This window comes from Blautia sp. Marseille-P3087 (assembly GCF_900120195.1).
GTDB lineage: Bacteria > Bacillota > Clostridia > Lachnospirales > Lachnospiraceae > Blautia_A.
The window spans coordinates 2806847-2828825 of the sequence record NZ_LT635539.1 but is presented as its reverse complement, the minus strand read 5'-3'; the positions used below and the strand labels follow the sequence as shown (position 1 = coordinate 2828825).

At 43.4% G+C, this 21979-nt stretch carries 22 protein-coding genes, 7 tRNA genes and 1 riboswitch; of the genes, 12 read left to right on the top strand and 17 right to left on the bottom strand.

Going from position 1 to position 21979, the window contains the following annotated elements:
* Positions 1–8: 8 nt before the first annotated feature.
* From BQ7344_RS13530 to BQ7344_RS13485, 11 genes are all read right to left on the bottom strand, one after another.
* Positions 9–956 carry a GerMN domain-containing protein gene (locus tag BQ7344_RS13530; protein ID WP_072522960.1) on the bottom strand — a complete coding sequence of 316 codons (948 nt, stop codon included), beginning with the start codon at positions 954–956 and terminating at the stop codon, positions 9–11.
* A gap of 10 nt (positions 957–966) precedes the next feature.
* Positions 967–2394 (bottom strand): sensor histidine kinase, encoded by a 1428-nt coding sequence (locus BQ7344_RS13525; RefSeq protein WP_072522959.1) that lies wholly within the window; start codon positions 2392–2394, stop codon positions 967–969.
* Positions 2395–2397: 3 nt separating this feature from the next.
* Positions 2398–3087, bottom strand: a complete 690-nt coding sequence (locus tag BQ7344_RS13520; protein ID WP_072522958.1) for a response regulator transcription factor — start codon at positions 3085–3087, stop codon at positions 2398–2400.
* A 10-nt stretch (positions 3088–3097) separates the two neighbouring features.
* Positions 3098–3802: a helix-hairpin-helix domain-containing protein gene (locus BQ7344_RS13515; protein ID WP_072522957.1), complete on the bottom strand. Its 705-nt coding sequence runs from the start codon at positions 3800–3802 to the stop codon at positions 3098–3100.
* A gap of 96 nt (positions 3803–3898) precedes the next feature.
* The gene (locus BQ7344_RS13510; protein WP_072522956.1) at positions 3899–4330 is read right to left on the bottom strand and encodes a DMT family transporter; all 432 of its coding nucleotides are present in this window, start codon (positions 4328–4330) and stop codon (positions 3899–3901) included.
* Between the two features lie 198 nt (positions 4331–4528).
* Positions 4529–4894 (bottom strand): heavy-metal-associated domain-containing protein, encoded by a 366-nt coding sequence (locus BQ7344_RS13505; RefSeq protein ID WP_072522955.1) that lies wholly within the window; start codon positions 4892–4894, stop codon positions 4529–4531.
* On the bottom strand, positions 4894–5043 hold the full coding sequence (locus BQ7344_RS16325; protein WP_181985344.1) for a hypothetical protein: 150 nt from the start codon (positions 5041–5043) through the stop codon (positions 4894–4896). The genes BQ7344_RS13505 and BQ7344_RS16325 overlap by 1 nt, the downstream gene beginning before the upstream one ends.
* An 11-nt stretch (positions 5044–5054) precedes the next feature.
* The gene (locus BQ7344_RS13500) at positions 5055–5255 is read right to left on the bottom strand and encodes a FeoB-associated Cys-rich membrane protein (protein WP_083585552.1); all 201 of its coding nucleotides are present in this window, start codon (positions 5253–5255) and stop codon (positions 5055–5057) included.
* A 148-nt stretch (positions 5256–5403) separates the two neighbouring features.
* Positions 5404–7584: a ferrous iron transport protein B gene (gene feoB, locus BQ7344_RS13495; protein WP_072522953.1), complete on the bottom strand. Its 2181-nt coding sequence runs from the start codon at positions 7582–7584 to the stop codon at positions 5404–5406.
* A 95-nt stretch (positions 7585–7679) separates the two neighbouring features.
* Positions 7680–7898: a FeoA family protein gene (locus tag BQ7344_RS13490; RefSeq protein ID WP_015543280.1), complete on the bottom strand. Its 219-nt coding sequence runs from the start codon at positions 7896–7898 to the stop codon at positions 7680–7682.
* Between the two features lie 137 nt (positions 7899–8035).
* Positions 8036–8245, bottom strand: coding sequence for a FeoA family protein (locus tag BQ7344_RS13485; RefSeq protein ID WP_072523453.1), 210 nt, complete (start codon positions 8243–8245; stop codon positions 8036–8038).
* A 487-nt stretch (positions 8246–8732) separates the two neighbouring features.
* On the opposite strand from BQ7344_RS13485, the gene BQ7344_RS13480 reads away from it, so the two are divergent.
* Positions 8733–9107: a metal-dependent transcriptional regulator gene (locus BQ7344_RS13480; RefSeq protein WP_072522952.1), complete on the top strand. Its 375-nt coding sequence runs from the start codon at positions 8733–8735 to the stop codon at positions 9105–9107.
* A 14-nt stretch (positions 9108–9121) separates the two neighbouring features.
* Here the strand turns inward: BQ7344_RS13480 and BQ7344_RS13475 are convergent, their stop codons facing one another.
* The 4 genes from BQ7344_RS13475 to argC are packed head-to-tail and all read right to left on the bottom strand — an operon-like array spanning position 9122 to position 13545.
* Positions 9122–10312 carry an aspartate aminotransferase family protein gene (locus BQ7344_RS13475; RefSeq protein WP_442855823.1) on the bottom strand — a complete coding sequence of 397 codons (1191 nt, stop codon included), beginning with the start codon at positions 10310–10312 and terminating at the stop codon, positions 9122–9124.
* Complete coding sequence (gene argB / locus BQ7344_RS13470) at positions 10305–11201, bottom strand: acetylglutamate kinase (RefSeq protein WP_072522950.1); 897 nt, start codon at positions 11199–11201, stop codon at positions 10305–10307. Before argB ends, BQ7344_RS13475 begins: the two co-directional genes overlap by 8 nt.
* Positions 11202–11226: 25 nt before the next feature.
* Positions 11227–12450: a bifunctional glutamate N-acetyltransferase/amino-acid acetyltransferase ArgJ gene (gene argJ / locus BQ7344_RS13465; RefSeq protein ID WP_072522949.1), complete on the bottom strand. Its 1224-nt coding sequence runs from the start codon at positions 12448–12450 to the stop codon at positions 11227–11229.
* Between the two features lie 54 nt (positions 12451–12504).
* Complete coding sequence (gene argC, locus BQ7344_RS13460; RefSeq protein WP_072522948.1) at positions 12505–13545, bottom strand: N-acetyl-gamma-glutamyl-phosphate reductase; 1041 nt, start codon at positions 13543–13545, stop codon at positions 12505–12507.
* Positions 13546–13889: 344 nt separating this feature from the next.
* Between argC and BQ7344_RS13455 the strand changes: the two genes are divergently transcribed.
* From BQ7344_RS13455 to BQ7344_RS13440, 4 genes are all read left to right on the top strand, one after another.
* A complete protein-coding gene (locus BQ7344_RS13455; protein ID WP_072522947.1) occupies positions 13890–15122 on the top strand; it encodes an argininosuccinate synthase in 1233 nt (410 codons plus the stop codon).
* A gap of 175 nt (positions 15123–15297) precedes the next feature.
* Positions 15298–15393: riboswitch (purine riboswitch) on the top strand.
* 67 nt (positions 15394–15460) lie between these two features.
* On the top strand, positions 15461–16747 hold the full coding sequence (locus BQ7344_RS13450) for an amidohydrolase family protein (RefSeq protein ID WP_072522946.1): 1287 nt from the start codon (positions 15461–15463) through the stop codon (positions 16745–16747).
* Between the two features lie 34 nt (positions 16748–16781).
* Positions 16782–18158 carry an NCS2 family permease gene (locus BQ7344_RS13445; protein WP_015543271.1) on the top strand — a complete coding sequence of 459 codons (1377 nt, stop codon included), beginning with the start codon at positions 16782–16784 and terminating at the stop codon, positions 18156–18158.
* Positions 18159–18324: 166 nt separating this feature from the next.
* Positions 18325–19227 carry a DMT family transporter gene (locus tag BQ7344_RS13440; protein WP_072523452.1) on the top strand — a complete coding sequence of 301 codons (903 nt, stop codon included), beginning with the start codon at positions 18325–18327 and terminating at the stop codon, positions 19225–19227.
* Positions 19228–19493: 266 nt separating this feature from the next.
* Here the strand turns inward: BQ7344_RS13440 and BQ7344_RS13435 are convergent, their stop codons facing one another.
* Together BQ7344_RS13435 and BQ7344_RS13430 are read right to left on the bottom strand one after the other, a co-directional pair.
* Positions 19494–19868, bottom strand: coding sequence for a metal-dependent transcriptional regulator (locus BQ7344_RS13435; protein ID WP_072522945.1), 375 nt, complete (start codon positions 19866–19868; stop codon positions 19494–19496).
* 105 nt (positions 19869–19973) lie between these two features.
* The gene (locus BQ7344_RS13430; protein ID WP_072522944.1) at positions 19974–20708 is read right to left on the bottom strand and encodes a sigma-70 family RNA polymerase sigma factor; all 735 of its coding nucleotides are present in this window, start codon (positions 20706–20708) and stop codon (positions 19974–19976) included.
* A gap of 277 nt (positions 20709–20985) precedes the next feature.
* On the opposite strand from BQ7344_RS13430, the gene BQ7344_RS13425 reads away from it, so the two are divergent.
* From BQ7344_RS13425 to BQ7344_RS13395, 7 genes are all read left to right on the top strand, one after another.
* Positions 20986–21060: transfer RNA gene (locus tag BQ7344_RS13425), tRNA-Pro, on the top strand.
* A 30-nt stretch (positions 21061–21090) separates the two neighbouring features.
* Positions 21091–21161, top strand: a tRNA-Gly gene (locus tag BQ7344_RS13420).
* A gap of 23 nt (positions 21162–21184) precedes the next feature.
* Positions 21185–21258: transfer RNA gene (locus BQ7344_RS13415), tRNA-Arg, on the top strand.
* 5 nt (positions 21259–21263) lie between these two features.
* A tRNA-His gene (locus tag BQ7344_RS13410) sits at positions 21264–21337 on the top strand.
* An 8-nt stretch (positions 21338–21345) separates the two neighbouring features.
* Positions 21346–21417 (top strand) — tRNA-Gln (locus tag BQ7344_RS13405).
* Positions 21418–21428: 11 nt separating this feature from the next.
* Positions 21429–21501, top strand: a tRNA-Lys gene (locus BQ7344_RS13400).
* A gap of 94 nt (positions 21502–21595) precedes the next feature.
* Positions 21596–21677: transfer RNA gene (locus BQ7344_RS13395), tRNA-Leu, on the top strand.
* Positions 21678–21979 lie beyond the last annotated feature (302 nt).

The following is a 21979-nucleotide window of genomic DNA, read 5'->3' as shown; positions in this document are numbered from 1 at the left end:
GATTTTTCTCAGGACTCCTTTTTGTCATCCTGGGCAATCAGATCTTCATTTTTTTCATAAAATTTGTATAACGGCAGACTTTCCTGGAAATTACCGTCCATACTGCCGTCAACGGAAATCTGGACTTTCTCTGCATCGCAGGAATCCAGAATAGAATTTACAACCGAATAAACTGAAATATCCTCAGACACATCCTCTGTTCCTTCGCGGAACGCATTATTCATGTTTATATAACAGATCTTGTCCGCCGTAATCACACTCAATACAGAAGAATGTTCTGATATCGTCGGATAGTGTCCTTCTTCCATAGGTCCTTTCGCAAGCTGTTCAAGTACAATGCGCTCTTTCGGAAGAGAACGTCTGTAATAGACATTTCGTACTTCCTTCACAAGCTTTTTACCGCTTTTATCCACAAAATACAGTGTAAAAGTATCATACCGATAGCTTTCGGTGTCTTTTCCTGAATACTCAGCAAATGTTTTGCTGGTCATTTCACCTATGTCTTCGTTTCGCGAGTCTTTGAGCGCCTGTCCGGCTACGGTAAATCGAATCTTTGCGATGTCTGGCGCCTGCAAGAGCGTCTGCACGATTCCCGCACGTGTCATGATCTCACGCACTTTACTCATATTGTTGTATTCTTTGCTGAAATCAATGACCAGAAGATCATCCTGTACATCATAAGAGTTGATAGACACATCTTCCGGAAGCAGACTGACTCCACCATCCGGAACTTCTTTCTTGCCAAGTTTCTGCAGCAGATCCTTAACCATAAATTCGGTTGTTTCTTCTTTTGGCTCATACGGTTCTTCTTTCAGTACCGTCTCCGCCGCATTCAGATAATAAAAATTGTATTTGCTTTCTTCCGTGCCTGACTGAGTTTTCGTCTCAATGCTGCAGCCTGCAAAAAGGCTGCATATCAGGACTGCCAGAAGAAGTATGCTAACTGATTTCTTCATCCGGCACCTCCTACGGAATATATGACAGGGGCACACGAACGGAAAATGTCGTTCCTTCCCCTTCTTTGCTGAATACTTTGACCACACCATGATGCATTGTGATCGTGCTTCTGGTGATTGCAAGTCCTAAACCTGTTCCACCGATCTCCCTTGAGTGCGATTTATCTACACGGTAAAAACGCTCAAAAATACGATCCAGAGAATCCTCCGGAATCCCCATTCCCGAATCCGCTACTGTAACGTAGAAATCTTTATGATCCGCATCAATTGAGACACGTACCCATCCGTCATCCACATTATATTTGATTGCATTTTCAACCAGATTGCTTATCGCAGAAGTAAATTTCAGCTCATCTACGTCCGCTTCCACAGGCCGGAAACTGTCAAGGATCAGGTCTATATTACGCTTATCCGCGATGGGACGAAGACGCTTGAGAATGTCCTCAAGAAGCTGATTGATGTTCATATGACTGATCTGAAGATCAGCAGATTTCTTATCCATCTTCACCAATGTCAGAAGATCCGTGATAATGCGGTTTTCTCTGTCGATCTCAGCAGTAATATCACGCATAAATTCCTGATAAAGTTCTTCCGGTACCCCTTCCTGACCGACCAGTGAATCGGCCAGCACCTTCATCGAAGTCATCGGTGTCTTTAATTCATGCGACACATTAGATACAAATTCCGAACGTGATTCGTCCAGTACTTTCATTCTCGTCAGCATCTTATTAAATGCATCTGTGATCAGTTCTGTCTCCGTATAATCCGGTACGGAAATTTCATCCTTCTGATAACCATCCGTAAGGTCTTCGATGGACTTTGTAACCCTCGCCAGCGGTTTGACAAGTACAGCCGCCAGAATATACGCCAGAAATACAGACAGCACAATAATGATTCCAACGATCAGCATACCTCTCTGCTCCAGCTCACTTACTGTTGCGATCACCGCACTTGTAGAAATATTTATCAGCATTGCCCCCTGCATCTGCGGCACATCTGCACTTCTGACCGGAACAGCAAGTTCCAGCGTCTGTCCATATTGACTATAGTCAGTAGCCTCTCCGCTTTTAAAGCATTTGACCACTTTTGGTGAAATCAGTATCTTGCCTTCATCTACATTATAGGTATCTTTAACCACTTTGAAGTCACGGTCCACCAACATGATCCTGCCACCATAAGTGTTGGACAGAACCTCGAGTTTGCTGTTGATCGATTCTGAACTCGGATCATTGAGATAGTTTTCCCTGATAATCTGGTTACAGAGAATTGCACACTGCGTCCGAATCTCACCTGTACGCACTTCCAACGCCTGCTGTTTGTAATTGCCGACCATAAGCTGTGTCACAATGATTCCCGGCACGATTCCGAGAATGACCAGAATAACCATGATGCGAAAACGCAGGCTCTTAAAAAATCTGTTTTTCTTTTTTGTTACCATATCTTACGCCTGGAAATAATATCCTACACCCCATTTGGTGTGTACATATTTTGGCTCGCTCGGGTTCGTCTCGATTTTTTCACGAAGACGACGGATATGTACATCCACAGTTCTGACATCTCCCGGATATTCATATCCCCAGACAATATTCAGAAGGTTCTCACGACTATAAACCTTATTCGGGTTAAATACCAGAAGTTCCAGCACATCAAACTCTTTTGCCGTGAGGTTGATCTCCTTGCCTGCAATAAATACACGCCGGCTCTCGCAGTCCATTTTCAGATCTCCGGACTCAATCGTCTTTGCCTTCTCTTTTTCTTCATGTTCGGAACGTGCACGACGCATGATTGCCTTAATACGCGCCTTGACTTCCAGAATATTGAATGGCTTTGTGATATAGTCATCTGCACCGTAATCCAGTCCCAGAATCTTGTCCATATCTTCACCTTTGGCAGTCAGCATAACGATCGGAACATTGGAAAATTCCCTGATCTGCTGGCATACCTCCAGTCCGTCCATCTTCGGAAGCATCAGATCCAGAAGGATAATGTCATATTTATTGGCCTTTGCTTTTTCAACTGCTTCTTCGCCGTCGTAAGCACAGTCAACCTCCATGCCATCCTGCTCCAGATTGAAGCGGATTCCCTTTACGATCAGTTTCTCGTCATCTACCACTAAAACTTTCCTGCTCATTCTTTTCTCCTTATTTTACTGCTATTTTATCCTTGATCGCTAAAAATGTACTTTCTTTGATCCCGGGTACCTGCATGATTTCCTCCACTGTAGAAAAAGCTCCGTGTTCCTCTCGATAGGAAAGGATTGCCCGTGCCTTGGCCTCTCCGATTCCTGTCAGTGTTTTCAGAGCGGCCGCATCCGCGGTATTAATATTGACCGTATCGGAAGCATTCTCATCTGTATCGTCTCCAGGGCTTCCGAGAGTAGATGTACTTTCCTCCGGCATCGGATAATTTCCCGCTTCCGCTTCTTCCTGTGTAGGTACATAAATCTGCTGACCATCACTGACCGGCTGCGCCTGATTGACAAGTCTCGTTGCTGCTTCCGGCAAAAAACCTCCCGCCGCCTCGATTACCTGAAAGATCCGGCTGTCGTCTTCCATCTCATATACGCCGGGATTTGCGACCGCTCCACAGACATCCACAAATATCTTCGCCGGCGTCTCAACAGTCTCTGGCTGAGATTCAACCGGCTCTGTCTGTTTTTCCACTTCGGCTGTCTTTGTTATTTCTACATCTACAGCCTCTGTCACTTCCGGTGTCCTTGTATTTTCTGTCTCAGTCTGACCTGCCAGCAGCATTTCACTCTGACGGTCTCTGCAACCATTCAAAGCAACACTGCAAAACAACCACAAAATACAGATGATCAGTTTATATTTTTTTCTTATGATCATTCGGTTCACTTCCCTCCGTAGCATTACGGCAGACTTCCCCGATTTTCATACTTAACCATATTTCATTTTAACGAATTTTACAGGGTTTTACAACCCCTATTCCCATTTAAAAATTACGATCCCGGCAATCGCAATCAGCATTCCAAGGACTTTTCTCCATACAAAAGGTTCTTGCTCAACACCAAACATTCCGAAAAGTTCAATCACGTATGCTACGATAAGCTGCGAGATTACGATCAGCATTGCCGCTTTTGCCGGACCCAGTGCACCCATGCTCTGAATCACCGTAATCGTAATAAAGGCTCCGATCACACCACCCAGTAGTGTATATTTATTTTCAATCTGACAGAGTGCTCCTATACTCTGCCGTCCGGTAAAAAGCCACGCTGCCACGCATACCACAAACGCAGAAAGCTGTACCCACCCGGTCGATACCCAGAGACTTGTCTGTTTCGTCACTTCCGTATTAAAAACACCCTGAATACTCATCAATGCACCGGATATCAGCGCCGCCAGAAATCCCCACATAAAATACCTCCATACAGATCAGGTGGTCTCTTTTTTCCTGTATCCACCTGAAGCTTTTACTATCAGCATATGCACAAAATCTGTATTTTATACAGACAGCCCTTTTAACAAAATATCATATCAACCCTTCGAAACCGAAAAGGATCCCGCAGCTTTACGCCGTGGGATCCGAAAAAATGATATTTCATTTACCATATATTATTTGATGCTTACAACTCTGTATCCGGCATCTTTGACGATTCTTCTAATCTGTTCCTCGTCAAGTTCGCGGTCATAAGAAACGACTGCTTCGTTTTCAGAAAGATTTACTTTTGCAGAAGCACCGTCAATTTTGTTGATTGCTTCGGTGACTGCTTTTACACAATGTTCGCAGTGCATACCGGAAATCTTGAGAACTTTCTTTCCAAGAACCGGCTTATCCAGTTTTTTATCCGGAATATCCAGGACAACTGTTCCGCCGCCACCGCCACAGCACGGACTGTCACCTTTAAAGTGTTTGATGGAGCCTTTCAGAGCAAATCCAAGTAAAACAACCACGATCAGTACAACTATTATGTCAACCATTATTCGTCACCTCTTCTGAACTCTTCATCTCTTTTTTGTTCTCTTTTTTTCCTGAGCCACTGGAATCCCTGATAGATCAGCATTCCGACAATGTAAATGATGATTACCGCACCAAACATGTACATCGTGGATCCTGTTGAATTTCCCATATTATTTTCTCCTATTTCAGATGATTCTCTTTGTAAGAAGACTGTGCAGTTCTCTTAAAAGCAGCCCCGCTGCATCCGCCACAGCTGCCACAATTTCCGCTGCATCCGGCGCATCCCATATGTTTGCCTTCTTTGGAATTCTTTACACTCTTATAGATCACGAATGCACAATATCCGAGAATCAGAACCATTATAATTATATTTGCAAGCATTTTACTCATCCTCTCTTATTTGCAGGCTTAATTACTACTGCCAACCACACAATTTGCTTCTCCGTTTCATCCGGAATAACTTTCTTTAAGCTGAAAGCAGAGGCCGGACACATCTTTGTATCCAGCCCCTTTATTATTTCATAATTTCTTATGCCTGTACAGAACGTTTGGAGTAAACTTTCTGATCTTTGTACGGATCTGGTCTGAACAGCAGGAACAGCATTACGATAAGTACTGCAAATCCTACTACAGTACCGATACCAAATGCTCCGCCGGTTACGAAGGAACCGATCTGATAGAAGCAGAGGCATACGATATAAGCGAATATATTCTGGAAGAGAATTGCGAACCAGAACCATTTTCTGTCATTCATTTCTTTTGCCATTGTTGCGATAGCTGCAAGGCAAGGAGAATCAAGAAGGTTGAACATCAGGAAAGAGAAAGCTGCGATACCTGTCGGGAACCAGCTTGCAACACCTGCTGCAACGTTTACTGCATCTTCTGTATCACCGGCTACGTTAGCCAGGACACCCATTGTAGATACGATAGCTTCTTTTGCTGTGAATCCAGAGATAGAAGCTGCTACCGGCTGCCACTCACCGAATCCAAGTGGAGCAAAGATTGGAGCGATCACACCACCGATTGCTGCCATAAGGCTGTCTGCGCTGTCTTCTACCATACCAAATCCACCATCTGTGAATCCGAATCCACCAAGGAACCACATTACTACGCAGGCAAGGAACAGGATTGTACCAGCTTTGATAATGAAGCCTTTCAGTCTTTCCCATACATGAAGGAGAACTGTTTTAACCTGTGGAATATGATACTGCGGAAGCTCCATTACGAAAGGAGCCGGTTTACCGGAAAACGGTTTTGTTTTCTTAAGGATGATTGCAGCTACAAGTACAGCTACAATACCAATAAAGTACATCAGCGGAGCGATAAATGAGCTCTCTGCATATCCTGCAGTCTCACCGGCAATTACACCACCCATAAGAGCGATAACCGGAAGTTTTGCACCACAGGGAATAAAGGTTGCTGTCATAATAGTAAGACGTCTGTCATTGTCCTGCTCGATGGTCTTGGAAGCCATGATACCAGGGATACCACATCCTGATGAAATCAGAAGCGGAATGAAACTCTTACCGGAAAGTCCGAAGTGACGGAATACACGGTCCATAACGAATGCGATACGTACCATGTAGCCACAGTCTTCAAGGATGGACAGGAACAGGAACAGGATTGCCATCTGCGGAACGAATCCAAGTACTGCACCGAGACCACCGATGATACCATCAACTACAAGTCCCATTACCATGTCACTTGCACCGATGTTTGCAAGAATGTTACTGAAGAAGTCCTGAATAGCTACTACGAATACATCGTTTGTCCAGTCTGTTACGAATGTACCAACAGTTGTAACAGATACATAATATACAAGCCACATAACTGCAACGAAGATCGGGATACCAAGGATACGGTTGGTAACGATGCGGTCGATCTTATCAGATACAGTCAGTTTGTCTTTTGCTTTTTTAACGGTTGTGTTAACGATCTTCTGGATGAATTTGTATCTCTCGTCTGTTACGATACTCTCCATGTCATCGTCATGTTTTTTCTCAAGATCCTGACGTTTGCTGTCTACCAGAGACTGTCCGGAAGCAGAAAGCTTCATAGCTTCTTTTACTTTTTCGTCGTTCTCGAGAAATTTTACTGCATACCATCTCTTCTTGTCTTCTGTGATGGAGGACGGAAGAACTTCCTTTACTTCACTGATTGCTTCTTCCATCTCTTTTGTAAAGATTTCTTTCGGAAGATCTGCACTGCTCTTCTTTGCAGTTTTTACTGCTTCGTCGATCAGCTTGTCAAGACCTTCACCTTTCAGTGCAGATGTCTCAATGATCGGGCAGTCAAGCAGCATGGAAAGGCGCTTGGTGTCGATCTTGATTCCTCTTTTTTCAAGAAGATCTGCCATGTTCAGTGCGATAACAACCGGAACGCCTGTCTCGATCAGCTGTGTGGTCAGATACAGGTTACGCTCGATGTTTGTTGCGTCGACAAGGTCAATGATTACGTCTGGATTTTCTTTGAGAACATAGTCACGGCTGACTACCTCTTCCAGTGTGTATGGTGAAAGAGAATAAATACCTGGAAGGTCAGTTACGATGATGTCTTCGCCTTTACCCTTCTTTCCCTTTAATTTACCTTCTTTTTTCTCTACAGTAACTCCCGGCCAGTTTCCTACGTACTGGTTAGCGCCCGTTAATGCGTTGAACATTGTTGTTTTACCACAGTTCGGGTTGCCGGCAAGTGCAATCTTAATTGCCATTTTTTCTTACCTCCTTAATCCCTCTTATTGTAACTGCATGCTTCTTACACAGTTGCATTTTTTCATAATAGTTCCTACCGAACACTACTGCGCACTTATTTTACCTGTACGCACTGAGCATCGTTCTTTCTTACGGATAACTCATAACCTCTTACAGTGATCTCTACAGGATCTCCAAGCGGAGCAACTTTTCTGATGTACAGCTCACTTCCTTTTGTAATTCCCATGTCCATGATACGACGTTTGTACGCGCCGTCTCCTTCAATTTTCGTTACAACAACGGTAGTTCCGACTTTTGCATCACCTAAAGTCATTGTTCTGTCTCCTTTCTCCTCTTTGTTATATTGCCTAAATGCTTAAAGCTTTTATAACTTTCTATAATAATTAATACCTGATGCATTTCTGCATGCAAGCACGCTCAATGCATGAGCTTTTGAACCCTGGTATTAATTCAGATCATAATATGTCTTGCCATATCGGAGTTGACTGCTACACGGGCATCTTTGATGTTAACAATCACGTTTCCGCCGATTGCAGACACTATACTCACTTCTGCATCATTTACAAACCCGAGGTTTGCAAGAAAACGTCTTGTCTCGTCATTTCCGCCAACTTTCTGTATCTTACATTTCTCACCGATTCCTGCCATAGTTAAAGGCATCATATGTATCAGCTCACTTTCTGTTTGAATTCAGATTCTCAGATTCTGCTGTCAGGATCTTGTTGAGAATTTTTTTCTTTATTAAAAAAGTTCACAGTTAATCTCTGTTTACTTTTCTTACATTGGTTAGTATATGCTAACGTTTGTGAGCTGTCAAGTACTTTTTTTCGTTGTATGAAACTATTATTTGCTATACATAACTTCTATTCGTTCTGCTTAACTTTTATTCGTATCATATAACCAATATTTTTTTCTAAAAATCCCCGGATGTTACAGTAAATTTTGTGTGATGTCTTTGTACATTACAGGAAATTTTATGTTACCGTTCACAGGTAGTATCCGTAGTAAACAGTGACATTTTAGTTGTCTCAACAGCCAAAATATGTTATCATAGAAGTAATACAAATTTGAGGAATAATCTTGAATTTTTATGCAACTAAATGAGGAATCATTTTCAATTAGATCAAAAGAAATTGAGGTGTAAGGAATGCATACAAACGAATCTGCTGAAAACTATCTGGAAACTATTTTAATCTTAAGCAAATCACATCCGGTTGTACGTTCCGTAGATGTTGCCTCTGAACTTGGCTTCAAGAAATCCAGTGTCAGTGTTGCAATGAAAAAGCTTCGCGAAACAGATCAGATCACCGTATCTCCTGAAGGATATCTTTATCTTACAGAGACAGGGCGCGCAACTGCCGAAAAAATCTACGAACGTCATCTTTTCCTTTCTAAGTGGCTGGAAAAGCTTGGTGTCAATCCGGTCGTTGCAGCAAACGATGCCTGCAAGATCGAGCATGTAATCAGTTCTGAGAGCTTCGCAGCGATTAAAAAACACATTGATCTGAACAGTATAAAATAATTTGAGCCCGGCGATTACGCCAGGCTCTTTTCTAATTTTTCGACCATTTCGTCGATATTTTCTTTTGTGATCACAAGCGGTGGTACAAGACGCAGTACATCGCTTCCTGCGGAAATTACCAGAAGTCCATTCTCAAGTGCTTTTGTCACGATACTTCCGACTGTTGTTCCGGTGATGACCAGTCCCTGCATGAAACCTTTTCCACGACGGGCTGCTACAACCGGATACTTATCCACAAGTTTATCCAGTTGTTCTTCCAGATACGGGGTCAGTTCCTGCACATGTGCAAGGATATCGTCTTTTTCATAAATATCAAACACCTTGCTGACAGCTGCGCATACAAACGGGTTTCCACCATAAGTTGTGCCGTGATCTCCCGGTACAAGAGATGCTGCTGCCGCTTTTTCTCCGAGAACAAATGCACCGACCGGTACACCGCAGCCCAGAGCTTTTGCACAGGTCATCACATCCGGTTTCACACCGTATGACTGCCATGCAAAATAACATCCGGTACGTCCCATCCCACACTGAATTTCATCAAAAATCAGGATGATGTCTTTTTCATCACACAGTGCGCGGAGCCCTTCAAGAAATTCTTTCTTCGCCGGATAAATTCCACCTTCGCCCTGTACAACTTCTGTAATGATCGCACATGTTTTGTCTGTAATCTGCGCTTTGACGCTGTCCAGATCATTAAAATCTGCGAATTTCACACCACCGACAAGTGGTTCAAACGGTTCTCTGTAGTGTTCGGTTCCTGTAACAGAAAGTGCGCCCATGCTTCTTCCGTGGAAAGAATGGTTCATCGCGATGATCTCGTATTTTCCTGCTTCTTTGCCGTATTTTGTATAAGCATATTTACGTGCCGCTTTCAGCGCACCTTCAATTGCTTCGGTACCACTGTTTGCAAAAAAAGCTTTGGAAAGTCCGCTTGCTTTGACCAGTTTTTCTCCGGCTTCACTCATCGGCTCATTATAATAAAGATTGGAAATATGTGTCAGTTTGTCGATCTGGGATTTCAGAGCCTCATCATAGCCAGGATAATGATATCCCAGTGAGTTTACGGCAATTCCTGCAGCAAAGTCGAGATATTTTTTGCCCTCTGTATCATAAAGATAACATCCCTCGCCATGGTCAAACATGACCGGGAAACGATTATATGTATGCAGAATGTTTTCTTCTGCATGATTCATCTGTTCATTCATACTCATTGTAATATTTCTCCCCGTCTTCTCTCAAAATAGCTGTTCCGATACCTTTGTTTGTGAATATCTCCAGAAGGAGGCTGTGCGGGATACGTCCGTCAAGGATATGTACTCTGTTTACACCTTCTTCGATGGCATCTATACAGTTCTGCAGTTTCGGAATCATGCCACCGCCTACGTAGCCTTCACTGATCAGTTTTTCCGCTTCATGTACATGCAGCTCGGAGATCAGTGTATCCGGATTATCTTTGTCCTTGTATACACCTTCAATATCAGAAAGGAAAACCAGCTTTTCTGCATGGACAGCTTCTGCGATCGCGCATGCCGCATCGTCCGCATTAATATTGTAAGAATCAAAGTTTGTATCAAATCCAACCGGAAAAACAATCGGAAGGAAATCTCTCTCAAGAAGATCCTGAAGTACCTTCGGATTTACTTTTTCGATATCGCCTACGTAGCCGATATCTTCGCCTTTGGAAAGTTTCTTATGGCACTTGAGAAGGCCGCCGTCTTTTCCGCTGATACCGACTGCCTGTACGCCGAGAGATTCTACCAATGTGACAAGTTCTTTGTTTACTTTTGCAAGAACCATCTCGGCAATCTCCATTGTGTCCTTATCTGTCACACGCAGCCCATTGACAAAACGTGGTTCCATGCCGACTTTATTGACCCAGCGGCTGATTTCCTTACCGCCGCCATGAACGATGATCGGTTTGAATCCGATAAGCTTCAGAAGAACTACATCTTTGATAACATTTGCTTTCAGTTCTTCGTCAAGCATGGCACTTCCGCCGTATTTTACCACTACAATCTTACGATTGAAACGCTGTATATAAGGAAGTGCTTCGATCAAAGTTTCTGCTTTATCCAGATATTTCTGCTTTACCATTTTTTCATATCTCCTCGTTTTTTACTTAAGACCGGTAGTCTGCGTTAATTTTTATATAATCATAGGTCAGGTCACAGCCCCATGCAGTTGCTGTGCAGTCACCCATCTTTACATCGGCGATTGCTGTCACTGCATCTTCAGAAAGGATCTTTGTTGCCTCTTCTTCGCTGTAGTTAACTGCCACACCATTTTCGATGATCTGAATCTTTCCTGCTTTGCTTTCAAAATAAAGATCTACTTTTTCCGGATCAAACTGTGCACCGGAATATCCCATTGCACAAAGGATTCTTCCCCAGTTTGCATCGTGTCCGTAAATTGCTGCTTTAGTCAGCGAAGACGTAACAATGGATTTACTTAAAGTTACTGCCTGTTCTTTACTCTCGGCACCAATGATCTTGACCTCAAACAGCGCCGTTGCACCCTCACCGTCACCGGCAATTTTCTTTGCAAGTGTAGTATTGATATAATTCAGTGCCTCACAGAACTTCTGATAATCTTCGTTTTTCTCATTAATCTCCGGGTTTTCTGCCATACCGTTTGCAAGCAGAAGTACGGTATCATTTGTGGAAGTATCACCGTCAACAGATACCATATTATAGGTATCTTTTACATCTTCGCTCAGTGCTTCCTGCAGAAGTTTTTTGGAAATGCATGCATCTGTGGTGACAAAGCCAAGCATGGTGCACATATTCGGATGAATCATTCCGGAACCTTTACACATACCACCGATCGTAACGGTCTTACCACCAACCTCAATCTCTACAGCCACTTCTTTTTCTTTTGTATCAGTTGTCATGATTGCCTTCGCCGCATCATTTCCTGCTTCCAGTGTTCCCTGAAGCTTCGGGGCCATTGCTTTGACACCGGCAGAAAGCTTTTCGATTGGAAGCTGCATACCGATGACACCGGTAGATGCAACCAGAACGCTGTTTTCATCTACATTTAAAGTTTCTGCTGCCGCTTTCGCAGTCGCACGGCAGTAACCAAAACCTTCTTCACCGGTGCATGCATTGGCAATACCGCTGTTGCAGATGATCACCTGTGCGCTCGGATGATTATACACGATATCCTGATCCCATTTGACCGGTGCTGCTTTTACGATATTAGTAGTAAAAGTTCCTGCTGCCACACATGGTTTCTCGCTGTAAACCATTGCCATGTCTGTTCTTCCCTGATATTTGATTCCGGCAGCTATAGATGCTGCCTGGAAGCCTTTCGCTGCGGTAACTCCGCCGGTGATAATCTTCATAATAATACGCTCCTCTCTGCGTTATAAAACATTTTCATATATAATGCTGTTCCTTTACGGCAGCATCGGAATCTGATGAAGTCCTTCTGCCTCGTCAAACCCGAACATCAGGTTCATATTCTGTACAGCCTGTCCTGCCGCACCTTTGACAAGGTTATCCATTGCTCCCATCATGATGACACGTTTTGTTCTCGGGTCGATCTTGAAGTTTACATCAACATAGTTGCTGCCCTCTACACATTTTGTCTGTGGGCATACATCTTTGTCCAGGACACGCACGAATGTCTCGTTTTCATAATATTTGTCATAAACAGCCTTTACTTCTTCATAGGAAACTTCTTTTTTGAGAGAAGCATATGCTGTAATCAGAATACCTCTGTTCATCGGGATCAGATGTGGTGTAAAATTGATCAGCACTTCCTGTCCGCATGCATAACCGAGCTGGTCTTCGATTTCCGGTGTATGACGATGTGTTGCTACGCCGTATGCTTTGATGTTTTCGTTTACTTCACAGTAGAGGTTTGCTACTTTTGCGCCCCTGCCTGCTCCGGAAGTTCCTGATTTTGCATCAATGATGATCGTATTCGGATCGATCAGTCCTTCCTTCAGGAGCGGATAAATTGATAAAGTCGAACATGTCGGATAACATCCCGGGTTCGCAATAAGTCTTGCTTTTTTGATGTCCTCACGGTTGATCTCGCACAGGCCATAAACTGCCTCATCAATAAACTGAGGTGCTTTGTGCTCGATGCCATACCATTTTTCATATTTCTTTACATCTTTAATACGGAAATCTGCACTCAGATCGACGACCTTTGCTTTGGAAAGGATCTCTTCATTAACAAGTGATGCACAAAGTCCCTGCGGTGTTGCGGTAAAAATCACATCTACTTCATCAGCAAGTGCTGCCATATTGTCATCCATACATTTTGCATCGATCAGTTTAAAAAAGTTCTGATAAACATCTGCATATTTCTGATCAATGTAACTTCTTGATCCATACCATGCCACTTCTACTTCTTTATGTCCAAGGAGCAGTCTTGCCAGCTCATTTCCGGCGTATCCTGTTGCTCCGATAATTCCTGCTTTGATCATTTCTCATTCCTCCTAGAATAAAGATGTACCAATTATACATCCTAAATGCATAATATGCAATACGTAATTTTCATGGACTTTGCATTCTTTTTTCTTAATTTTGTGTGTTTTTATAGGTTGTTTCCTATTTAATGCTGCATTTTTATGCAAAAATTCCTTTTATTTTTTTGCATATTGGTATTGCATATTTATAAAAATTGTTGTATATTATCTCTTGTCGAAACACGACAGGACATGAAGATTCAACACTTTATCAAATCAGCGTATGAATCTTTACCTTTTATAATAACAAACATTCGCGCATCTGCCAATAGGCAGAGAATTATTTTCAGGAGGAATATATTATGAAAGAAAAAGTTGTACTTGCATATTCAGGTGGTCTTGATACCACAGCACTGATCCCGTGGCTGAAAGAAACTTTTGATTATGAAGTTATCTGCTGCTGTGTAAACTGCGGACAGGGTAACGAACTGGATGGTCTGGATGAAAGAGCAAAACTTTCCGGAGCTTCCAAATTATATATCGAAGACATTGTTGATGATTTCTGCGACAACTACGTAATGCCTTGCGTACAGGCAGGCGCTGTATACGAGCACAAATATCTTCTCGGAACTTCTATGGCACGTCCTGCAATCGCAAAAAAACTTGTTGAGATTGCACGTAAAGAAAATGCCGTTGCAATCTGCCACGGTGCTACCGGTAAAGGTAATGACCAGATCCGTTTCGAACTCGGAATCAAAGCACTTGCTCCGGACATCAAGATCATTGCTCCATGGAGAATGACAGATGTATGGACCATGCAGTCCCGTGAAGATGAGATTGCCTTCTGCCAGGCTCACGGAATCAACCTTCCGTTTGACGCAAGCCACAGCTACAGCCGTGACCGTAACTTATGGCATATCAGCCATGAGGGTCTGGAACTCGAAGATCCTTCTCAGGCTCCAAACTATGATGACATGCTTGTATTAAGTGTTACTCCTGAAAAAGCACCAGATAAAGAAACTGAGATCACAATGACTTTCGAAGCAGGTGTGCCAAAAACACTGAATGGCAAGGCAATGAAAGTTTCTGAGATCATCACAGAGCTGAACCGTCTCGGCGGTGAAAACGGTATCGGTATCATCGACATCGTAGAAAACCGTGTTGTTGGTATGAAATCCCGTGGTGTATACGAAACTCCTGGCGGAACGATCCTGATGGCTGCTCACGAACAGCTCGAAGAACTGTGCCTTGACCGTGATACCATGGAAGCCAAGAAGAAACTCGGCAGCCAGTTTGCTCAGGTCGTATACGAAGGAAAATGGTTCACACCACTTTGCGATGCAATCAAAGCATTCGTAAAATCCACTCAGGAATATGTTACCGGTGAAGTAAAGCTCAAACTTTACAAAGGAAACATCATTAAGGCAGGAACCACTTCTCCATACAGCCTGTACAATGAATCTCTTGCATCCTTCACTACAGGTGATATGTATGACCACCACGATGCAGACGGATTTATCACACTGTTTGGTCTTCCGCTGAAAGTTCGTGCCATGAAATTACTCGAAGTAGAGAAAAATAAAAACAACAAATAATCATTGATCTTACAAACCGGCAGGCGGTCTATCGTCTGTCGGTTTTTTATATCCGCTCCGAAATTCTGCTTTTAAATTTTTGTATAAAATTTTGTGTAAAATTTTTGTGCAATATTATCCTATATATTCTTGAATTTGTATTTGACAGAAAACATCCTCTATTTTATAATAATTTTATAAACAACATCACGAAACTTATATAGGTCCATAATTGGTTGGACGTTTCTACCAACTACCGTAATAGTTGTCTATAAGTTCTTTACGGAACTTGTCGGGCATAAATATTCGGTATTTTTTTTGTCCGGAAAGCTCCGTTTATCAAAAAGGAGGTAGATTATATGACACAGAATCCAACCACTTTTGCACTGAAAGGCGCCGTCTGTTTCAGCACAGATTCCCGGCATCTGACCTGTCTTGAAGACGCTTATCTGGTCTGTCAGGATGGCCGGAGCGTCGGTGTTTTCCCGAAGCTTCCGGAGCATTTTTCCGGAATTCCGGTACGCAATGTCAGTCCATGTCTGATCATCCCCGGAATGACTGATCTTCATCTGCACGCCCCGCAGTATGCATTCCACGGCATGTATATGGATCTGGAACTGCTTGACTGGCTGAACACCGTCACATTCCCGGAAGAATCCAGATATTCGGATCCGGACTACGCTGCAAAAGCCTATACTATTTTTGCCGATGACATAAAAAAAAGTGCCACTACCCGCGCTTCTGTCTTTGGCACTTTACATGTAGAGGCATCTGAGCTTCTGATGGACCTTATGGAGAAAACCGGTCTCAGGACTTTCATCGGCAAAGTAAATATGGACCGAAACGGTTCTGCCACTCTTCAGGAAAAAAGTGCTGTTGTTTCTGTTCGGGATACTGTCCGCTGGTTAACTGATACTGCAGGAAAATATGAGAATGTCAAACCGATTCTCACCCCACGTTTTACTCCTTCCTGCACAGATGAACTCATGACCGGTCTGGCAGAGATCCAGAGAACTTACTGTCTTCCGGTACAGTCTCATCTTTCCGAAAACCGAAGCGAGATCGCATGGGTAAAAGAATTATGTCCGGGTACTTCATTTTACGGGGAAGCTTATGACCAATTTGGTCTTTTTGGCGGTGAAAACTGTCCAACCATCATGGCACACTGTGTCTACAGTTCTGACGCAGAAATCTCCCTTATGAAAAAGCGCGGCATATTTATTGCCCACTGTCCGCAGTCCAACACCAATCTTTCCTCCGGGATCGCACCGGCACGGCGTTATCTCGATGAAGGACTTCACATCGGACTCGGCACTGATATCGCAGGAGGGCATTCACTCTCCATGCTCCGCGCAGTCGCAGATGCCATTCAGGTATCAAAACTCCGCTGGAGACTTGTGGATGACACTCTCAAACCGCTTTCTCTCGAAGAAGCCTTTTATATGGCCACGATGGGCGGCGGTGCATTTTTCGGAAAAGTCGGCTCATTCCTGGAAGGCTACGAGTTTGATGCACTGATCCTGGATGACAGCAGCCTCCGCCATCCTCAGCAGCTCTCTGCACGAGAACGGCTGGAGCGACTGATCTATCTTTCAGACGATCACTGCATCACCGGAAAGTATGTTTCCGGAAACAAAATCTTTTAGTGCACGATCTGCACAATACGAAGGGGGTACTTTTATGAATCTTGACAAAATCTTTCACCTGAAGGAAAACCACACCGACGTCAAAACAGAAGTGATGGCAGGAATCACAACCTTTATGACAATGGCCTACATTCTGGCTGTCAATCCGAACATCCTGTCCGCTTCCGGCATGGACCGCGGTGCCGTCTTTACTGCAACCGCACTGTCCGCATTTATCGCAACCTGCCTGATGGCTCTTTTATCCAACTATCCGTTCGTTCTTGCTCCCGGCATGGGCCTGAACGCATACTTCACCTACACAGTAGTCCTCGGTATGGGATATACATGGCAGCAGGCGCTTGCTGCAGTATTTGCAGAAGGTATCATTTTTATTTTACTTTCTCTTACAAATGTGCGTGAAGCAATCTTCAACTCCATCCCGATGAACCTGAAACATGCAGTATCCGTAGGTATTGGTCTCTTTATCGCATTTATCGGACTGCAGAATGCAAAGATCGTTGTCGGAAATGATTCTACACTTGTCAGCATCTTTTCCTTCAAATCTTCCGTTGCAGAAGGAACATTTTCTTCTCAGGGAATCACAGTACTGCTTGCACTGATCGGTGTCCTTGTTACTGCGATCCTCCTTGCCAAAAATGTCAAAGGCGGTATCCTCTGGGGAATCCTGATCACATGGATCCTTGGTATCATCTGTCAGCTGACACACCTTTATGTGCCAAATGCAGATCTTGGTTATTACAGCCTGCTTCCGGATTTTTCAAACGGAATCTCTGTGCCGAGCATGATGCCAACCTTTATGAAGATGGATTTCTCGATCGTATTTTCTCTGGATTTCGTTGTCATCATGTTTGCATTCCTGTTTGTTGACATGTTCGATACACTCGGAACCCTGATCGGTGTTGCATCCAAAGCCGACATGCTCGATAAAGACGGTAAGCTTCCGAAGATCAAAGGCGCGCTCCTTTCTGACGCTGTCGGAACAAGTGTAGGTGCTGTATGCGGTACTTCTACCGTTACCACCTTTGTAGAAAGTGCTTCCGGGGTTGCAGAAGGCGGACGTACCGGTCTTACTTCTCTGGTAGCCGGCGTACTGTTTGCGCTTTCTCTTTTGCTTTCCCCGATTTTCCTGGCAATTCCTTCCTTCGCCACTGCACCGGCTCTGATCGTAGTTGGTTATCTGATGCTGACATCTGTTACAAAGATCGATTTCAACGACATGACCGAAGCAATCCCATGTTTCATCGCAATCATCGCCATGCCGTTTATGTACAGTATTTCCGAAGGTATCTCCATGGGAGTTATCTCCTACGTTGTCATTAACGTGATCACAGGAAAGGCAAAAGAAAAGAAGATCAGTCTTCTGATGTACATTCTTGCCGTATTATTTATACTGAAATACATCTTCATCTGATTTTTATTATTTATGATTTTATAATAATTCATGCGGGTCCTGCTCATACAGGGCCTGCATTTTTTATTTTCATTCTTTAACATTGTATAGTTATGCTATATAATACATGGATACAGACTTGAGAGAAACTATGAGGAGAACTACTATTATGAAAAAAGAGAATTCAATCCCGGTCAGAAATTCGCTTCTGCTTCTTTTGACCGCTACTATATGGGGTGTCGCCTTTGTCGCCCAGAGTGTCAGCATGGACTACATTGGCGGATTTACATTTAATGCCGTGCGAAATCTTATCGGTGCACTGACCCTGCTCCCGGTCATTAAAGTACTTGACAAAACACGTTCCGAAGCAGAAAAAAAGTGTGAATCTTCCGCATCCGGGCGTAAAACACTGCTCATCGGAGGAATCTGCTGTGGTATCATGCTCTGTCTTGCAGGCAATTTTCAGCAGTTTGGTATTAAATACACAACCGTTGGAAAAGCCGGTTTTATTACTGCATGTTACATCATCATTGTTCCGATCATCGGTATTTTCCTTAAAAAGAAATGCAGCCCCTTTATCTGGATTGCAGTCCTGCTTTCTCTGTGCGGACTTTATCTCCTGTGTCTGACTCCCGGAGAGGGGCTTGCAGTCGGCAAAGGTGAACTTCTTCTAATCATCGGTGCAGTTCTTTTTTCCGGTCATATTTTGGTTATTGATCATTTTTCTCCGCTCGTTGATGGAGTAAAAATGTCCTGCATTCAGTTTCTGATCTGCGGCATCCTGTCCGGTGTCCCGGCATTGCTTTTTGAGCATCCGAATCTGTCCGGAATCCTCGCTGCATGGATCCCGATTCTTTATGCCGGTGTTATGTCAAGCGGTGTGGCTTATACCCTGCAGATCGTCGGCCAGAAAAACATGAATCCGACAGTTGCTTCCCTGATTCTCAGCCTGGAATCCTGTATTTCCGTGCTTGCCGGATGGATAATCCTCGGACAGCACTTAAGCAGCCGTGAAATCTTTGGCTGTGTTCTGATGTTTGGTGCAATCATTCTTGCACAGCTGCCGCAGAAAGAATCTGCAGTTTCATAAATACCAGACATTTTTCCAATAAACAAAGCGGACAAGTCCGCTTCAAACTCCCTGAATCCTTCAATCTTCGATGGACTTGCTACGCTTTGCGCGCCAGATGCAGTCTGCTTAAGCAGACATATTCCTCATGCATCTGGTCGCATCCTCGCGGAGCGTTTTTGTGTAATAGGAATATTACGGAGTAATTTCCTATTACACAAAAAAGGTCATCACTTTCAGAATTGTTACATTTTCAATCCTGATCATGATGACCTTTTTTATTCTGCTTAAATTTCACCTTTTGCTCTCAAATGCTCTTTGATCTTCTCAAAACTTTCATCACTGACATCATGCTCCATCTTGCACGCATCACATCTTGCCGTATCTGCTGATACCCCCAGTCCTTCCAGCATCTTTGTCAGAACGGTATGTCTCTCATAAATCCTGTTGGCAATCTCTGCACCTTTCTCCATCAGTGTCACTGTACCATAACGGTCCATTGCAATATATCCATCTTCCCTGAGAAGTTTCATCGCATGGCTAACACTTGGCTTGGATACCCCGAGCATTGTGGCTATATCAACGGAACGAACCCCGCCGCCTTTTCTTGACAATACAAGGATCGCCTCAAGGTAATCCTCTGCCGATTCTCTGATTTGCATAAAAAATACCTCCCATATGCCTTTATAATACCACGCATTTACTCAGGATTCAACAAAATACCCGAAATCCGAACAAATTGTTTTTCTTAGCTAACTTTGTATTTTTTACTTGTCATCTCCGGTCAGGCGAAGAATATCTCTAATTTCATCAACTTTCATATCCAGAATGATTGCAAGCTCATCAATACTGAATGCATTCTTGTCATCTTCATCATCATTCAACTCACGGACTGCACTTTCAAGCTTTTCTACTCTGGCAACCAGACTGTCATCAGCAAACTTCACCTGTGTCTGCTCTTCAATCACCTGAAGAATGCCTTTTCTCACCTCTGCAAGAAGCCATTCTTCATCACGAAGTTCTTCACCGGCATTGTCCAGCGCCTGGATCAGGCTCAGATTTGCCTCCTGGATCAAATCTGCAAGAAGAATCTCTTTTGCATTCATATCTGCTGCAAGCTCTGCCGTTGCTTTCATGTAATAAGAAGCAAGGGTCTGTACTGCTGACTTTTCTCCCTTCGAAAGCTGCTCAAACAGCACGTCGAGGTCAATATCTGCAATAACCGGCAGGTTTTCCAGATATTCATTGAGATATGCCTCCTCTTCCGGTGTCAGCGGAACTTTTTTGTATTCCGGCGCTTTCGCTGTTTCCTCAGCCTTTTTCATACCTTCGATCACAATTCCCTGAGAAGTCAGATACTTCAAAACTCCGGTAAGCTGACTCTTATCAAGATCACAGCCTTCAAAAACTTCTCGGATGTCTGTTGCTGTTAATGTATTTCTATTCTGTTTCGCAATTTCCTGAATTTCTTTTAATTTATTCTGAAACTCCTGTACGTTCATTTTGATTCTCCTTATTTCTATTGGCTGGTTTTTATTGTAACATTCTTCTGTATTTTTTCCAACTAAATGTATCTCATTTCGATGTTTTTTATCCCGGTTTCATTAAAATTAAAAACTTTTTTTATCCGGAAAGCCTTGAAAAATAAGGGTTTTTGAGATATTTAAAATTTTTTCGAAAAAAATACAAAAAAAGTTGTTGACATTTGAATATTGCTATAATATAATATGTCTTGCGTCAAGCGACAAAGCAAAAACGCAAACAACTAAATACCGTTAACGGGGTGTGGCTCAGCTTGGCTAGAGCGCCTGGTTTGGGACCAGGAGGCCGCAGGTTCGAATCCTGTCACCCCGATGCTGTAAACAATACCGTTTCAGCGACCATGCGGGTGTAGTTCAATGGTAGAACACCAGCCTTCCAAGCTGGATACGTGGGTTCGATTCCCATCACCCGCTTCTCTGTAAGATAGCAGAGAAATGTGTCTGTAGCTCAGCTGGATAGAGCAACGGCCTTCTAAGCCGTGGGTCGGGGGTTCGAATCCCTTCAGGCACGCTGTGGTGGGTATAGCGCAGTTGGTTAGCGCGCCAGATTGTGGCTCTGGAGGCCCAGGGTTCGAATCCCTGTATCCACCCTGCCTTTTGGGCTATCGCCAAGCGGTAAGGCACAGCACTTTGACTGCTGCATTCGCTGGTTCGAATCCAGCTAGCCCAGTCTTCTAATATGGGATATTAGCTCAGTTGGTAGAGCACTTGACTTTTAATCAAGTTGTCCGGGGTTCGAATCCCCGATGTCTCATTGAACTAAGCACTATCATTTGATAGTGCTTTTTCAATACCTGTATAAAAAATACAGAAGTTACAATTCAGTTTACATATTTAAATATACATACGCGGATATGGCGGAATTGGCAGACGCGCCAGATTTAGGTTCTGGTGTTTTACGACGTGCAGGTTCAAGTCCTGTTATCCGCACTACTGAAAAAGGGACCTGATCGGTCCCTTTTTTCATTCTGCCAATCAAATTGACCCTCGATTCTGTTATTCTTATTTAAATCATTCAGATTTTGCCAATTCTTTGATTTAATTTCTACTTACCCTCTATTAAGTCATACATTTTCAGAGATTTTGTGGACTCCATCAATACTTACTCTTCTGCAAGTCATCCGTAGCCCGCAAATTTCGTTGACTCCGCCAATACTTACTTTCCTGCAAGTCACACACAGCACCAAATTTCGTTGACTCCTCCAACACTTACTTTTCTGCAAGTCACACAC

Excerpts from the sequence above, each read along its gene's own strand:
- BQ7344_RS13530 (WP_072522960.1), bottom strand. The coding sequence starts at position 956 with ATGAAGAAATCAGTTAGCATACTTCTTCTGGCAGTCCTGATATGCAGC.
- BQ7344_RS13525 (WP_072522959.1), bottom strand. The coding sequence starts at position 2,394 with ATGGTAACAAAAAAGAAAAACAGATTTTTTAAGAGCCTGCGTTTTCGC.
- BQ7344_RS13520 (WP_072522958.1), bottom strand. The coding sequence starts at position 3,087 with ATGAGCAGGAAAGTTTTAGTGGTAGATGACGAGAAACTGATCGTAAAG.
- BQ7344_RS13515 (WP_072522957.1), bottom strand. The coding sequence starts at position 3,802 with ATGATCATAAGAAAAAAATATAAACTGATCATCTGTATTTTGTGGTTG.
- BQ7344_RS13510 (WP_072522956.1), bottom strand. The coding sequence starts at position 4,330 with ATGTGGGGATTTCTGGCGGCGCTGATATCCGGTGCATTGATGAGTATT.
- BQ7344_RS13505 (WP_072522955.1), bottom strand. The coding sequence starts at position 4,894 with ATGGTTGACATAATAGTTGTACTGATCGTGGTTGTTTTACTTGGATTT.
- BQ7344_RS16325 (WP_181985344.1), bottom strand. The coding sequence starts at position 5,043 with ATGGGAAATTCAACAGGATCCACGATGTACATGTTTGGTGCGGTAATC.
- BQ7344_RS13500 (WP_083585552.1), bottom strand. The coding sequence starts at position 5,255 with ATGCTTGCAAATATAATTATAATGGTTCTGATTCTCGGATATTGTGCA.
- feoB (WP_072522953.1), bottom strand. The coding sequence starts at position 7,584 with ATGGCAATTAAGATTGCACTTGCCGGCAACCCGAACTGTGGTAAAACA.
- BQ7344_RS13490 (WP_015543280.1), bottom strand. The coding sequence starts at position 7,898 with ATGACTTTAGGTGATGCAAAAGTCGGAACTACCGTTGTTGTAACGAAA.
- BQ7344_RS13485 (WP_072523453.1), bottom strand. The coding sequence starts at position 8,245 with ATGCCTTTAACTATGGCAGGAATCGGTGAGAAATGTAAGATACAGAAA.
- BQ7344_RS13480 (WP_072522952.1), top strand. The coding sequence starts at position 8,733 with ATGCATACAAACGAATCTGCTGAAAACTATCTGGAAACTATTTTAATC.
- BQ7344_RS13475 (WP_442855823.1), bottom strand. The coding sequence starts at position 10,312 with ATGAATGAACAGATGAATCATGCAGAAGAAAACATTCTGCATACATAT.
- argB (WP_072522950.1), bottom strand. The coding sequence starts at position 11,201 with ATGGTAAAGCAGAAATATCTGGATAAAGCAGAAACTTTGATCGAAGCA.
- argJ (WP_072522949.1), bottom strand. The coding sequence starts at position 12,450 with ATGAAGATTATCACCGGCGGAGTTACCGCAGCGAAAGGCTTCCAGGCA.
- argC (WP_072522948.1), bottom strand. The coding sequence starts at position 13,545 with ATGATCAAAGCAGGAATTATCGGAGCAACAGGATACGCCGGAAATGAG.
- BQ7344_RS13455 (WP_072522947.1), top strand. The coding sequence starts at position 13,890 with ATGAAAGAAAAAGTTGTACTTGCATATTCAGGTGGTCTTGATACCACA.
- BQ7344_RS13450 (WP_072522946.1), top strand. The coding sequence starts at position 15,461 with ATGACACAGAATCCAACCACTTTTGCACTGAAAGGCGCCGTCTGTTTC.
- BQ7344_RS13445 (WP_015543271.1), top strand. The coding sequence starts at position 16,782 with ATGAATCTTGACAAAATCTTTCACCTGAAGGAAAACCACACCGACGTC.
- BQ7344_RS13435 (WP_072522945.1), bottom strand. The coding sequence starts at position 19,868 with ATGCAAATCAGAGAATCGGCAGAGGATTACCTTGAGGCGATCCTTGTA.
- BQ7344_RS13430 (WP_072522944.1), bottom strand. The coding sequence starts at position 20,708 with ATGAACGTACAGGAGTTTCAGAATAAATTAAAAGAAATTCAGGAAATT.